The 14,248-nt window shown below is 50.3% G+C and carries 13 protein-coding genes and 1 pseudogene; 10 read left to right on the top strand and 4 right to left on the bottom strand.

What is annotated here, in order from left to right; genetic code table 11:
- Positions 1-24: 24 nt before the first annotated feature.
- Both cphA and AC1S52_RS29395 read right to left on the bottom strand, forming a co-directional pair.
- Complete coding sequence (gene cphA, locus AC1S52_RS29400) at positions 25-2,760, bottom strand: cyanophycin synthetase (protein WP_482032610.1); 2,736 nt, start codon at positions 2,758-2,760, stop codon at positions 25-27.
- Between the two features lie 262 nt (positions 2,761-3,022).
- On the bottom strand, positions 3,023-3,847 hold the full coding sequence (locus AC1S52_RS29395) for a cyanophycinase (protein WP_482032609.1): 825 nt from the start codon (positions 3,845-3,847) through the stop codon (positions 3,023-3,025).
- Positions 3,848-4,070: 223 nt separating this feature from the next.
- Here AC1S52_RS29395 and trmD point away from each other — a divergent pair, with 223 nt between their 5' ends.
- The 3 genes from trmD (at position 4,071) to AC1S52_RS29380 (ending at position 6,774) form a co-directional block, all read left to right on the top strand.
- Positions 4,071-4,769: a tRNA (guanosine(37)-N1)-methyltransferase TrmD gene (gene trmD, locus AC1S52_RS29390; protein ID WP_482032608.1), complete on the top strand. Its 699-nt coding sequence runs from the start codon at positions 4,071-4,073 to the stop codon at positions 4,767-4,769.
- 194 nt (positions 4,770-4,963) lie between these two features.
- Positions 4,964-6,076, top strand: a complete 1,113-nt coding sequence (locus tag AC1S52_RS29385; protein WP_482032607.1) for a DUF1517 domain-containing protein — start codon at positions 4,964-4,966, stop codon at positions 6,074-6,076.
- A 92-nt stretch (positions 6,077-6,168) separates the two neighbouring features.
- Entirely contained in the window at positions 6,169-6,774 is a 606-nt protein-coding gene (locus AC1S52_RS29380; protein ID WP_482032606.1) for a DUF1517 domain-containing protein, read from the top strand.
- Positions 6,775-6,870: 96 nt separating this feature from the next.
- Here the strand turns inward: AC1S52_RS29380 and AC1S52_RS29375 are convergent, their stop codons facing one another.
- Positions 6,871-7,023 (bottom strand): hypothetical protein, encoded by a 153-nt coding sequence (locus AC1S52_RS29375; RefSeq protein ID WP_482032605.1) that lies wholly within the window; start codon positions 7,021-7,023, stop codon positions 6,871-6,873.
- Between the two features lie 470 nt (positions 7,024-7,493).
- Here AC1S52_RS29375 and AC1S52_RS29370 point away from each other — a divergent pair, with 470 nt between their 5' ends.
- Both AC1S52_RS29370 and AC1S52_RS29365 read left to right on the top strand, forming a co-directional pair.
- Complete coding sequence (locus AC1S52_RS29370; RefSeq protein WP_482032604.1) at positions 7,494-7,622, top strand: hypothetical protein; 129 nt, start codon at positions 7,494-7,496, stop codon at positions 7,620-7,622.
- Positions 7,623-8,102: 480 nt separating this feature from the next.
- Positions 8,103-8,411 (top strand): annotated as a pseudogene (locus tag AC1S52_RS29365) (hypothetical protein); the annotation flags it as partial.
- A gap of 112 nt (positions 8,412-8,523) precedes the next feature.
- On the opposite strand, the gene AC1S52_RS29360 reads toward AC1S52_RS29365, so the two are convergent.
- A complete protein-coding gene (locus tag AC1S52_RS29360; RefSeq protein WP_482032603.1) occupies positions 8,524-8,754 on the bottom strand; it encodes a hypothetical protein in 231 nt (76 codons plus the stop codon).
- A 53-nt stretch (positions 8,755-8,807) separates the two neighbouring features.
- Here AC1S52_RS29360 and hsdR point away from each other — a divergent pair, with 53 nt between their 5' ends.
- From hsdR to AC1S52_RS29335, 5 genes are all read left to right on the top strand, one after another.
- Positions 8,808-11,195 carry an EcoAI/FtnUII family type I restriction enzme subunit R gene (gene hsdR, locus AC1S52_RS29355; RefSeq protein WP_482032602.1) on the top strand — a complete coding sequence of 796 codons (2,388 nt, stop codon included), beginning with the start codon at positions 8,808-8,810 and terminating at the stop codon, positions 11,193-11,195.
- 240 nt (positions 11,196-11,435) lie between these two features.
- A complete protein-coding gene (locus AC1S52_RS29350; RefSeq protein ID WP_482032601.1) occupies positions 11,436-11,684 on the top strand; it encodes a GIY-YIG nuclease family protein in 249 nt (82 codons plus the stop codon).
- Between the two features lie 42 nt (positions 11,685-11,726).
- Positions 11,727-11,978, top strand: a complete 252-nt coding sequence (locus tag AC1S52_RS29345; RefSeq protein ID WP_482032600.1) for a hypothetical protein — start codon at positions 11,727-11,729, stop codon at positions 11,976-11,978.
- Positions 11,979-12,035: 57 nt separating this feature from the next.
- Positions 12,036-13,496, top strand: coding sequence for a type I restriction-modification system subunit M (locus AC1S52_RS29340; RefSeq protein WP_482032599.1), 1,461 nt, complete (start codon positions 12,036-12,038; stop codon positions 13,494-13,496).
- Between the two features lie 3 nt (positions 13,497-13,499).
- Positions 13,500-14,153: a restriction endonuclease subunit S domain-containing protein gene (locus AC1S52_RS29335; RefSeq protein ID WP_482032598.1), complete on the top strand. Its 654-nt coding sequence runs from the start codon at positions 13,500-13,502 to the stop codon at positions 14,151-14,153.
- The last annotated feature ends 95 nt before the right edge of the window (positions 14,154-14,248 follow it).

The following is a 14,248-nucleotide window of genomic DNA, read 5'->3' as shown; positions in this document are numbered from 1 at the left end:
CTTACCCATCCCCTCCCTCTTCCTCTAAACCACCTCCGTCGAAACATATTCAACCGCTTCCTCCGAAACAGGTACAGGCAGTTCAGCCCCATTCCTGGAAGGAGAGCCGTTCTGGGAAGGCGTGGGTTGGGCGATCGCAGGGGTTGGAGTCTGGGGCAGTCGAGCTTCGATCAGGCTAATCGCCCGCTGGACACTTTCTGGCAAAACGACGACTAACCCATTCAGAGAAGCGGAATTCAGAGCTGTTTGAATTGCCTCTGTCTCATCCAGGATGGTTTCAAACCGAGCATCGGGTTTGACCTGGGCGATTCCCTGGCAAATTAGTCTGGCAACATCACCACGGGGCTTGCCACGATTGTCGTCATCTTCCTTAACCAGGATCCGATCAAACATCTGGGCAGAGAGCCGCCCTAAAGTCACAAAATCCTCGTCGCGGCGATCGCCCGGTGCGCCCACTACGCCAATCCGCTCACCTGGCCAGTTTTTCACAAAACCAGCCAGGGCTTCATAGCTATGGGGATTGTGGGCATAGTCCACCAGCGCGTGAAACTTACCCAGATTGACCAGATTCATTCGTCCTGGCGTTTGTTGGGTAGATGCCGAGAAAGTTGCCAGAGCAGATCGAATGTCCTCAATGCGTACCCCTTGGGCAAAGGCTGCCAGACTTGCCGCCAGGGCATTCGCAATCATGAACGGGGCACGACCGGCAAGCGTCAGTGGGACATTCACTGCCTGGTCGATTCGCAGCGTCCAGTCACCTTTGAGAATCGATAGATAGCCGTTCTCATAAACTGCCGCCAGTCCCCCCTGCTGGGTATGGTAGCGAATCAGGGGACTATCAGGATTCATGGAAAAGTAGGCAACCTGCCCCTTAACCCGCTCCGCCATTTCGGATACCAGGGGATCATCCGCATTCAAAACCGCATAACCGTTTGGCATGACAGTTTCAGCCACGACACTTTTGACCTGTGCCATTTGATCAATGGTGTTGATATCCCCGATGCCCAGGTGATCAGCGGCAACATTCAATACAACCCCCACATCGCAGGCGCTAAACGCTAACCCGGAGCGCAGGATGCCGCCCCTGGCACTCTCCAGAACCGCCACCTCAACGGTAGGATCTTGCAGGATGAGTTGGGCACTTTGGGGTCCGGTATTATCTCCCGGTTCAACCAGATAATCGCCAATGTAGGTGCCATCGGTGGTGGTATAGCCGACTACCTGCCCGGTTTGCTTAAACAGATGGGCAATCAGACGGGTGGTGGTAGTTTTTCCGTTAGTGCCTGTGATAGCGATAATCGGCACACGGCTGGGAGTCCCTGGTGGAAACAGCATATTCAGAACGGGTTCAGCCACATTCCGGGGGATACCCCTGCTGGGGCTAACATGCATTCGGAAGCCAGGAGCTGCATTCACTTCCACAATCACACCATCCACTTCCCGGAGAGGACGGCTGATGTCCTCCGTTACCACATCGATCCCAGCAATATCTAAGCCAATAATTTTGGCAACTCGCTGTGCCAGCCAGATATTTTCAGGGTGAATGTCGTCGGTGCGATCGACCGCAGTTCCGCCTGTACTCAGGTTTGCGGTTGCCCGCAGGTAGCAAACCTCGCCTTCGGGCAGAATGGTATCCAGCGCATAGCTCTGCTTTTCAAGCAATTGCCAACTGGTACGGTCTACTTCAATTTTGGTTAGAACATTGTCATGCCCTTCGCCTCGCCGGGGATCTTGATTGGTTTGCTTAATCAGTTCTTCAATGGTGGATCTACCGTCTCCCTTGACATGGGCAGGAACCCGTTCTGCCACAGCGACAAACTTGCCATTCACCACTAGAATGCGGTGATCCCGTCCCCGGTAATAGCGTTCGACAATGATTTGACGAGAGACTTCCCTGGCAGCATCGTATGCCTCTTCTGCCCCTTCCCAGGAGTTGATGTCAATCGTGATCCCACGCCCGTGATTACCATCCAATGGCTTGATCACGATTGGGAATCCCCCTACGGTTTCGATCGCCTCCTCCAGTTCATCCAGGTAGCCAATGACCGTGCCACGGGGCACCGGAACGCCAGCATCCCGCAGGATCTTCTTAGTGCCCTCTTTATCGCAGGCAAGTTCTACTGCCAGGATGCTGGTATTGTTGCTTAACGTTGCCTGAAGCCGCTTTTGGTGGACTCCATAGCCCAACTGAATCATGGCACGGGCACTTAACTGGAACCAGGGAATATCTCTGGCTTCGGCTTCTTTGACCAAAACCTCGGTACTGGGACCCAGGGATGCCTCTGCCCACAGCATCTCTAAGTCCTTCAGGTCTTGCTTCAGTTCTTCCTGGGGGTAATGCCCGGTTTCAATAATGCTTTGGCAAAGGCGAACCGCAGCGCGTCCGGCATAGCGTCCTGCCTGCTCATCCAGATATTCAAACACCACCTGATAAATTCCAGGCGTTGCCGTTTCGCGTGTGCGTCCAAAGCCCGCAGGCATCCCGGCTAATTCCTGTAACTCCAGGGCGACGTGTTCGATGATGTGCCCCATCATGGTGCCTTCCCGGACTCGACTGAGGAAACCGCCGCGACAACCGGGGGAACAGAAGTGCTCAACTAGGCTGGGTAAGGCTTCTGTTAAACCTTCGTAGAAATCAGGGATCGTGTTTGAAGGTCTATCTGCCAGTTCCTCCAGATCCAGACGCATCACAATTAAGTTCTGACGTCGAATGCTCCAGTAGTTGGGACCCCGTAGTGTCTGGACTTTGAGTATCTTCATGGCTAGCGATTGGGTATGGATCCATGTCAGTGGTGGGTTCGATTCAGCGGACAGTAGCAAGTGAATTAGGGTGCTAATGGATAGGGGAACACCCCAGTTTCAAATGCAAAAAGAGCACTAACTGTTCACTGTGGACAGTTTCGCAACAAACCAGACGCGCTTCTGCCGAAGCGGATCTGAATGCAGCTTAAAAGCCTACCTGCAAACTTCTTAACTTCAATTTCAAGAATAGGTTTAACCATAAAACGGTTGTGAATTGGCTTCAGGAAAGGTTAGAGCCAGAGAATGTTGCCCCTCGCTTGCGCAGATCAAAGCGATCGCCGTGACTGAGTATATGCAAACGTAAATTCCCCATGCTAATCGGATCGGCGGCTCCAATCTGGGGATGGTTGGTATAGGAATATTCTGCCGGGTCAAGGATAGTCACACAGCCTTTGCCAATGACCACTAATAGTCCGTCTCCCTCAAACACGGCACAGGTATCTTCATCAATCCCAATGCCCAAACGATCGGGGTGGGCAGCGATCGCGCTGATTAACCGACCCATCCGGTTCCGGTTATGAAAATGCTGGTCTACAATCACTTCAGGAATAATGCCTAGCCCGGTCGTCAGATCAACCAGAGATCGATTAGGCGATTCACCACTACCTCCCCCCGCGATCATATGATGACCCATAACAGCGGCTCCAGCACTGGTGCCAGCCAAGGTAATTTCGCCCCGCTGGGCCCGCTGGCGGACAGTTTTCATCAGAGGGGTATCTGCCAGTAACCCACATAGGCGAAGCTGATCGCCGCCAGTCATAAACACGCCGGTACAGTTCTCAATATAACTTTGTATTAGGGGATCGTCACATTGCTCTCGATCGCGGATGTCTAGAATTTCAATCCCCTTTGCTCCCATCTCTTCAAAAATGGTGCGGTAGCGATCGCCAATGATGGCAGGTTCGCGGGAAGCGGAGGGAATGATAGCAATCCGGGCATCCGTTGACCCAGAACGATTAAAAAAGCTATGCAGGATTTCTCGTCCATGAACTTTGTCTTCCGCTCCCCCAATCACCATGATGGCTGTTTTCGTAGACTGGGGCATTTTCTCTCCGAAGGACTGAAACTCTAGTTGCGGCGACGAAACGCGGTCAGGCGTACCGTGAAACCAGCGCTCCAATAATTTCGTAACCGAAGTAGGGACACTGCTTCTGTTCATTGTTGCCGCCTGATGGCTTTACTACTATTACGCATCATGCCAGATCATTGAGACGTAGTTTAAATGATTGTGAATTTTTCTTCCCTATTTTTAGAGTTTTTTAGATTCTATGCGCTTTGATATTGTGACGCTGTTTCCTGACTTTTTTACCTCTCCCCTGCATTCAGGTTTGCTGGGAAAAGCACTGGCAAAAAACATCGCTCAGGTCTATCTCACCAATCCACGGGACTTTACCACAGACAAGCATCATCGGGTGGATGATGAGCCTTACGGGGGTGGGGTGGGAATGCTAATCAAACCGGAGCCAATTTTTGCCGCCGTCGAATCCTTACCTGTGCTGCCCCGACGGGAAGTGATTTTGACCACACCCCAGGGTAAAACCATGAATCAGCGGATGTTTCAGGAGTTCGCAGCCGAATATGACCAGTTAGTCATTATTTGTGGACATTATGAAGGGGTAGACGAGCGGGTGCTGAATCTGGTCACCCGTGAGGTGTCCTTAGGAGATTTTGTCCTTACCTGCGGCGAAATTCCAGCGCTGACTCTGCTCAATGGTACGATTCGCCTGCTGCCGGGAACCGTTGGCAAAGAAGAATCTCTAAAAGCTGAAAGCTTTGAGGCAGGCTTACTCGACTATCCCCAGTACACCCGTCCTCCCATCTTCCGCCATTGGTCCGTCCCTGACGTGCTGCTATCTGGTAACCATGCCGCGATCGCCCGCTGGCGCAAAGAGCAGCAGATCGAGAGAACCCGCGATCGCCGACCAGATTTATATGAGAAGTGGATGGAGGAAAAGGATGAAGGATGAAGGATGAAGAAGTCAATATTGCTCGCTCCCCACTCTCAACTCAAAACTCTCAACTCTCAACTCTCAACTCCCCACTCCCCCCCCTTATCCAAAAATTTGTTAGGTTTCCCAGCCTGTCAATGGTTAACTGCCTAGAATGGGGAAATCGGGGTAAGGGATAATTTAGAAATTTAAACTTTGATCCGAATAAATTCATGGGATACACAAAAAAATTGAAACGCTATTGGGCGATCGCGGCTGGTGTCTTGCTGGCGGGTTCAGTGAACCTTTACCAGTCGCCTGACTCGCGTGAAGTCTCTCTAAGCTTTGGGACGGATGCGCTTGCCCGCAGCAGTGGCGGTCGCAGCGGTGGTGGCTCATTCCGGAGTGCGCCTTCTCGTTCATCCGGTTCCAGCCGTTCATCCGGTTCTAGCCGCTCATCGGGTTCTGGCAGTTCCTTCTCCAGTCCAAGGCGTTCGTCCAATCCCAACCCATCCTGGGAATACCGACCCTACAATAGAAATCCTGTGATTGTGCCGGTTCCAGTCGGCCCTCGTGTCTATTCTCCCTCTAATAGCAATCCCGCTGGTCAGTCAGGGACAACTGGCTCTGGATCACCGGCTGCGACGTCTGCGGGGAATAATAATTGGATCGCCGGACTGATTCTTTTAGGGGTAGCTGGCAGCGTTGTATTTTTGCTGGTTTATCTGGCGATTCGAGCCGCCAAAAACGCCAGGGGCGGGGGGGCTGCCGATGAACTTGCCAATGACACAGTCACGGTTAGCAAAGTTCAGGTGGCGCTGCTGGCAGAGGCACGCTATATCCAAACCGAGTTGACCAAACTGAGCCTGGAGGTAGATACCAGTACCCATGAAGGACTACTCCAGCTATTGCAAGAGTCTGCCCTGGCGCTGTTGCGATCGCCTGAAAACTGGTCCCATGTCCTGGGAAGCTCAGAAACGGTCAAAAACCTGACCGATGCAGAGGCAGTGTTCAACAAGGTGTCGATTGCAGAGCGCAGTAAGTTTAGCGTTGAAACCCTGACCAACGTGGGGGGACGAGTCAGCCGCAAAGCATTTAAGCCCGATCCGGATGAAGACCCAGCTTCTTATATCGTAGTTACCTTATTGGTTGGGACTGCCCACGACCAACCCCTGTTTAGCGAAATCAGAACGTCTGATGCCTTGAGGGAGGTACTGGAAAAGCTGGCATCCCTGCCATCTGATTACTTGATGGTGTTTGAACTGCTCTGGAGTCCCCAGGAAGAAACCGACAGTCTGACCTATGATGAGTTGCTGACGGAATACTCAGCCATGATTCAAATTTAAAGGATTGGTGGAAGTAAACACCTGGGTACATTGGTGTCATGGACTATTGTCTAAAAGTTTTCCCGGCAGGGAATTAAACGATCGAGGGTGTTATGAACCAGGATTTGGACGAAGTTAGTAATTTTAATAACGAAGAACTCACAAACGATATCGTCACGGTCAGTAAGCTTCAAGTCGCGTTAGGGGTGAGGGTCAGAACCATCCAGAGTAAGCTTGAGCAACTGACAGCCAGCACTGATACCCAGAGTATCGAAGGGTTATTTAAACTGTTACAGCAAACGGCAACCTTACTGCTAGACTACTCCAACTTCTGGACCCATGTCCTTGCCAGTTCCGAAACCTGTGGTAGTCGTGAAATCGCAGGCGAGCTATTTAGTCATCTTCAGGTGCATGAGCGGAGTAAGGTTACTACTAGAACCGAATCTGGGCTGGATAGTGCAAACCTTTCCCCCGTCAATTTGGGGGAAAAGCATTTTTATGTGGTCGTAACGCTTCTGTTTTGTACTGCCGACGATCAACCGCTGTTTGAATCGATTTACTCGGCATCGCTGCTACGGGATGTATTGCAGGAAATTACGATGATGCGGGAAAGCTACCTGCTGGCGTTTGATCTGTTATGGAGTCCTCCAGAGACGATGGTTGGTCTGACCGATAAAGATTTAGATGCGGTCTATGGAGAGATGGTGGCGATCGGCTAAAAGCTTATCCAAGATTACCCCTACCCCAAATGGGAAGGGCTTTCAGCAGCAGGTATTAGATTGGCTAGACGGGATTAAAACGCAATTGATGATCAGCTACGCCAGGAAGTTAAGGTAACCCTCCAATAATCGGAGGATAGGTAACTCAAATTGCTGGATAGCGATCGCAGAAGTTGCCACAATCAGCAGTCCCACAATCAAGGTAGTCAACGGTTGGACGAGGGTTTTCTGGCTCAACCATTGCTTCAAGGTGTTCCAGTGCGTCGGTGAATGAAGTGCCCAAGCCAGGAGACCCCCAAACTAAAACACGAAGGCAGGGGTGAAAACTTTAGCAACCCATTCTTGGGCGAGGGTGTCTCCCAAACTTGCTAAAAACTTTGGCAACATAACGCACCCTATGCACGAACTGGAACCAGGTCAACCTGATGAATCGAGCATTTGGGGATGGTTTGTCCAACTGAACAGCCAGCGCAACACCTTTCAGAAGAACTACGAATAGGAAGAACTCAAGGCTTACATTGACCAGGTTCTAGGCGTTGATGCCATTCCGGTTGCACTTGGCATTTACCTGGCATTTCGGGATGAGGTACAGGCACAGACCTTCTGGGCTTCCCGCTTCCGATCTCGACCCGCACCCCTGCCTCCGCACCAGTATGCAGATCGACCTGCAAGACCTGCACGTCAGCTATCGAGACTATGATCCATGAGATAACCCACCCGTGTTGCATCAGAAGGAGTTGCTGGTGCAGTCGGACTATCCGCTCTATGAGAAGTTTGCCAAGCTGAGTCGGCAGGAGGCGGATTGGGGGGTTATTGGACGCTGCAAGAAAAATGAGCGGTGGCGATAGCCTCTACGTCAGTACGTATCGACGAGGTTGGTAGAAGTGCTTAGAAAACCACTGTGTCAAGTTGAAAGGGCAATTTCCTGCGGAAAGGCTACGCCAACGGGTGGTGTGGCAGAAAGATGCTGCTCCGTATCAGGTGAAATTGGTGCGATCGACCATCCGGGGCAACCAGACTAAGCGGAAAAATAAGGACTCATGATATATACTCTGGCGGGCTATTGATTTTGGTTTTCTGAGTGGGTGAAAATCAGAAAACCATCTACCCTTGTGCAACCCTTGATCAAACTAACCTTCACTCCAGAGGACATTGAACAACTGCATTACGAACGCTTTCATCATCCCCATCCACGTGTTCAACGAAAGATGGAAGCGTGATATCTCAAAAACCAGGGCTACCCGCACTGGGAGATTGCCCAATTATTTCGTGTCACGGAACCGACGTTGCTGAGTTATTTTCGGGATTACCAAGCGGGTGGGATTGCCCATGCTCGGTATCAAAAGTGTGCCGTGGTGATGGAGGTGGCTCAAGCTTTGAACGTCGAACTGCTCTATCTGACAGCGTATTCTCCTAATCTGAACTTGTACGCCTTTGGCGGGGCGAAGCCCTATGAGTGCTTATGGAAATTCGTCAAAAAGCAGTGTCTATATTCGATTTACTAGGCTGACTTTAATACTTTTAAGTCGTATGACACTTCTTGTCTTAACCAGTGCCATACGACTTATAAACCAGAGTTGGACTCATTGCTAACCTTGCGATTCCAATCTTTTAAGAAAGTAAAGGCTATTCCCTGAAAAGGTATAACTTCGATTACAAAGTCAGTCGCTACTCATTACATCGTCTTCGTCTACTTCGTCTTCAGGGACTGCTTCATTAGATAGGACAATCGCTTTGCCCATGACTGCTTCAATTTTCGTAGGGAGCGATCGCCTCTGTCCTTAAAATGGGCAGGCTGTTATCCCGATTTAGGTAGAAAAACTGGGCAAACGGCTTGAAAAAAGGCTTCAATTGATTGGTAGCCCAGTTAAATTGTTTAGCCGTCAGTAGAGTCTGAAAAATGGGAAGGCTAATATTGACCCATTTCAGGCTCAGGAATGTCGAACGGTCGATAGGGTGCAATTGTTTATTGTGGTGCATTGCTGCAACCCTCGCTTGCAACCATCTTTTTTCATCCACCAGCCCTACCTTTGATGTCAGAAGATTTTGATAAACGCTCCCTGAGTGAACGGGATATTTGTACAAAATGGATTACCCCTGCCTTAGAGCGGGCAGGTTGGGATATTTTGACGCAGATCCGTGAAGAATTCCCACTGACCAATGGACGAATTCTCGTTCGGGGTAAGCTACACACTCGTGCCCGCAACAAACGAGCGGACTACGTGCTTTTTTACAAACCGAATATTCCGATCGCCATCATCGAGGCAAAAGACAATAATCATTCCCTGGGAGATGGGATGCAGCAGGCTCTTGGTTATGCTGAAATGCTTCAGGTGCCCTTTGTGTTTAGTTCCAATGGTGATGGCTTTTTGTTTCATAACAAAATTGCCACGGATGGCATCATCGAGCGTGAACTTGGGCTAGACGAGTTTCCATCGGCTGATACACTTTGGCAATGGTGGTCTGCCCATCGGGGGCTGTCTGAGCAGCAGGAGAATCTGGTCACGCAGGATTACTACAGCGATGGCAGCAACAAGACACCACGCTATTACCAATTGTTAGCGATCAATAAAACGATTGAAGCGATCGCCAAAGGGCAGAACCGCATCCTGCTGGTCATGGCAACTGGCACGGGCAAGACTTTTACCGCTTTTCAAATTATCTGGCGGTTATGGAAGTCTAAGACCAAAAAACGCATCTTGTTTCTAGCCGATCGCAATATTCTGGTCGATCAGACCATGACCAATGACTTCAAGCCCTTCGGCTCGGCAATGACCAAGATCCAGAAGCGACAGGCAAATAAAGCCTATGAAATCTATCTCTCCCTGTATCAGGCGGTTTCCGGCACGGAAGAAGAGCAAAATATCTATAAACAATTCAGCCATGACTTTTTCGATTTGATTGTGGTGGATGAGTGCCATCGGGGGAGTGCAGCAGAAGACTCGGCATGGCGGCAAATTCTGGACTACTTCTCTTCTGCAACTCAGATCGGGTTAACGGCAACTCCGAAGGAAACCAGAGAAGTTTCCAATATCGATTATTTTGGCGAACCCATCTATACTTACTCCCTGCGGCAGGGCATTGATGACGGGTTTCTTGCACCCTACAAGGTAGTCCGCATTGACATTGATAAGGATCTAGAGGGCTGGCGACCGAAAAAGGGCATGGTCGATAAATACGGCAACGAGATCGAGGATCGCATTTACAACCAAAAGGATTTTGACAGAAACCTGGTCTTGGAAAGGCGCACTCAACTGGTCGCTCGGAAAATCAGCGAGTTTTTGAAGCAGACAAACCGCTTTGATAAAACGATTGTTTTTTGTGAAAACATCGACCATGCAGAGCGGATGCGGCAAGCGCTGGTTAACGAAAACGGCGATTTAGCTGCTGAAAATTCTCGTTATGTGATGCGGATTACGGGCGATAACGAAGAAGGTAAGGCAGAATTGGACAATTTTATTTTCCCGGAATCTAAATATCCGGTGATTGCGACCACTTCTAAATTGATGTCTACGGGCGTTGATGCCCAGACCTGTAAGTTGATTGTGCTCGATCAGCGGATTCAGTCGATGACTGAGTTTAAACAGATCATTGGTCGGGGCACTCGTATCAATGAGGACTACGGCAAGTTCTATTTCACCATCATCGATTTCAAAAAAGCGACAGAGCTGTTTGCTGACCCCGATTTTGATGGCGACCCAGTGCAGATCTACGAGCCAAAGTCTCTCGATGACTCGCCAGTGCCACCGGAGCTACCGGAAGGTGAGGAACCCGAAGACAGCTATCAATACCCTGAACCGGGTCAAAGCAATGTATGGACGGGTGTAGCTGATTTTGCTGATTCTGAATATGAGCCTAATGTGCGGCGCTATGTGGTTGCCAATGTTGAGGTCAAGGTCGTTGCCGAGCGGGTTCAGTATTTTGATGCCAACGGCAAGTTGATCACTGAATCGCTCAAGGACTATACTCGCAAGGCATTAACCAAGGAATTCGCCTCGCTGGACGACTTTCTCCGGCGATGGAGCAATGCCGAGAAGAAACAGGCGATCGTGGATGAGTTGGCTAACGAGGGTGTATTCTTTGAGGCGCTGGCTGAAGAGATCGGGAAAGATTGCGACCCCTTCGATCTGCTCTGCCATGTTGCCTGGGATATGTCACCGCTGACTCGCCAGGAACGGGCTGAGCAGGTTAAAAAGCGCAATTATTTTACCCAATACGGCGATCAGGCGAGGCGAGTGCTGGAAGCCCTGTTGGATAAATATGCCGATGGAGGCGTTGGGCAGATTGAGGAAACGCAAATTCTCACGATCGCCCCCTTTACCGAATTTGGCACCCCGATCGAGATTGTCCGTGCCTTTGGTGGGCTGGACAACTACCAACGGGCTGTAAACGGCTTAAAAGAATCACTCTACAGCGCCTAAAAAACAACGTCATTCCCGCGCAGGCAAATAAGAGCGTCATTCCCGCGCAGGCGGGAATCTAAAATGTGGAATAAGCTGTCATTCCCGCGCAGGCGGGAATCCAGAGTTTAGGATAAAACCGTCATTCCTACACAAGCAGGAATCCAGAATTTAGGATAAAACCGTCATTCCCGCACAAGCGAGAATCCAGAGCTAGGATAAAACCGTCATTCCCGCGCAGGCGGGAATCCAGAGTTTGACATGAGCACAAAGCAACCTTGCGTTTACATTCTAGCCAGCCAACGGAATGGCACCCTTTATGCCGGAGTCACCAGTGACCTAATAAAACGTGTCTGGGAGCACAAGAATAACTGTGTAGAAGGCTTTACGCAGAAATATGGGGTTCACCAACTGGTCTATTTTGAATTTCATGAAGATATGGTTTCAGCTATTACGCGAGAAAAGCAGATCAAGAAATGGAATCGGAGCTGGAAGCTGCGGCTTATTTGAGGAACAGAATCCGAATTGGAAGGATTTGTATGAGGATTTGTTGTGATTTCTGGATTCCCGCCTGCGCGCGAAGGACGGATGGGACGCGGGAAGGACGAGATTGGGGTGCTGGATTCCCGCCTACGCGGGAATGACGGGGTTTGGGGAGAGGCGATGACTTCTGGATTCCCGCCTGCGCGGGAAGGACGGATGGGACGCGGGAAGGACGGAATGCGGGAAGGACGGGTTTGGGGATGTATGGCGGATAGATTCCCCGCTGGGCGGGAATGGCACATAATGGCATTTGGAATGTGAATAGCAAGGCTTTTGGATTCCCGCCTGCGCGGGAATGACGTGGAACGAAAATGACCTATGGCGATCGCGACTCTCATTAAAACGATTCAAGACATCATGCGTAAGGATGTGGGTGTCGATGGCGACGCTCAGCGCATTAGCCAGATTGTCTGGCTGCTCTTTCTCAAGATTTTTGATGACAAAGAGCAGGAGTGGGAGTTTACCGTCAAGGGGTATAAATCGCCCTTGCAGAGCCGTTTTCGCTGGTCAACCTGGGCAAAGAATCCAGAGGGGATGACGGGCGAGGCGTTGATTGATTTCGTGAATAATGATCTGTTTCCGTCGCTCAAGCGGCTGGCGAATGCGGCTGGGGTTTCGCCGCACGGTAGGGTCGTGGGTGCGGTGTTTGAGGATGCCTATAACTACATGAAGTCGGGCACGCTGTTGCGCCAGGTGATTAATTGCATCGAAAGCGATGTGGATTTCAACTCGTCTAGCGATCGCCACCTGTTTAACGACATCTACGAAAAGATTTTGGCGGATCTGCAATCGGCGGGTAATGCGGGGGAATACTACACGCCTCGCGCTGTGACCCAGTTCATGGTGGATATTATCAACCCAAAATTGGGAGAAAGGCTGCTAGACCCTGCCTGTGGCACGGGTGGCTTTTTGACCAACACGATCGAGCATCTGAAACCGCAGGTCAAAACGGCTGAGGATCTGAAAACCCTGCAAGACACGATCACTGGGGTGGAAAAGAAACCGCTGCCGCACATGCTAGCCATGACCAACGTGATGCTGCATGGTATTGATGTGCCCACTAATATCCGTCACGACAACACCTTGAGCCGTCCGCTGCGGGATTACGGACCCAAAGATCGAGTGGATATCGTCATCACCAATCCACCCTTTGGCGGCATGGAGGAAGACGGCATTGAAAACAACTTCCCCAGAAAGTACCAGACCCGCGAAACCGCCGACTTGTTTATGGCGTTGATTATGCACCTGCTCAAAGCCGACACCGGGCGGGCGGCGGTGGTGTTACCCGATGGGTTTCTGTTTGGTGAAGGCACTAAAACGAACCTGAAGCGTGAGCTACTGGAAGAGTTTAACCTGCACACGATCGTCCGGTTGCCCAAGGGCGTGTTTAGCCCCTACACGGGCATCAATACCAATATTCTTTTCTTTGAAAAAGGGGGCCCGACGAAGGATATCTGGTTTTTTGAGCATCCCTATCCGGCAGGCTATAAGTCCTATTCGCGATCGAAGCCGCTAACGATTCAGGAGTTTGATCGGGAGAAACAATGGTGGGGCGGTGCCGCCCGAAAGGGGCGTAAGGTCAATGAATACGCCTGGAAGGTGTCGGCGCAGGCGATCGCAGCGCGGAACTACAATCTCGACTGCAAGAACCCGCACGAAGTTGAGGTGAATCATGGCGAACCGGATGTATTGATGCAGGAGTATCTGGCGATCGTTGACCAGCTTAAAGCAGCTCAAACTGCTCTGAAGCAGGAATTGATGCAGGCATTGGGGGAATAGCGAATGAACCTGCTGGAAAAACACTTTGACCTTGCCTTTGCTGCACCGGATGGCATTAAAAAGTTGCGCGAACTGATTTTGACGCTGGCGATGCAAGGGAAGTTGGTGCCGCAAGACCCGAAGGATCAGCCCGCTAGTGAATTGTTGAAACAGATCGAGGCGGAGAAACAGCGACTGGTGAAGGAAGGGAAAATTAAACAGCCTAAGCCATTACCGGAGATTGAACTAGGTAAAGTACCCTATACGCTTCCTGATCAGTGGAGATGGGTTCAGCTTGGACAAATATGCACAAAAATCACAGATGGCGTACACCATACTCCAAAATACATTACTAGTGGGATTCCTTTTATTTCGGTAAAAGATATAGATGGTAAAACTGTATCTTTTGCCGATTGCAAATACATATCTGAAGAACAACATAAAGAAATAAATGCGAGATGTAATCCTGAAAAAGGGGATTTATTAATTTGCAGGATTGGAACGCTAGGAAGAGCAACAATAGTTGATTCAGATAGACCTTTTAGTCTCTTCGTGAGTGTAGGTTTATTAAAATTTCCGCAAAATTTTGTTCTACCAGAATTCTTACATTTGGTTCTCCACTCTCCATTACTACTGAACCACTATGCACTGAAAGTGCATAGGTTCCTAAAGGGCTGAAAGCCCAAGTTAATCTACTCAAGTAGGAAGTTATCGCGCTCCTGATTCGATGGACTCCGATGATGCTCTAAATACTCCTCCCACTAACTGCTCAG

It is taken from the genome of Kovacikia sp. CALU 1929 (assembly GCF_056784235.1).
Note: the sequence above shows the minus strand (reverse complement) of the source record. Positions and strands in the feature narration are given on the sequence as shown.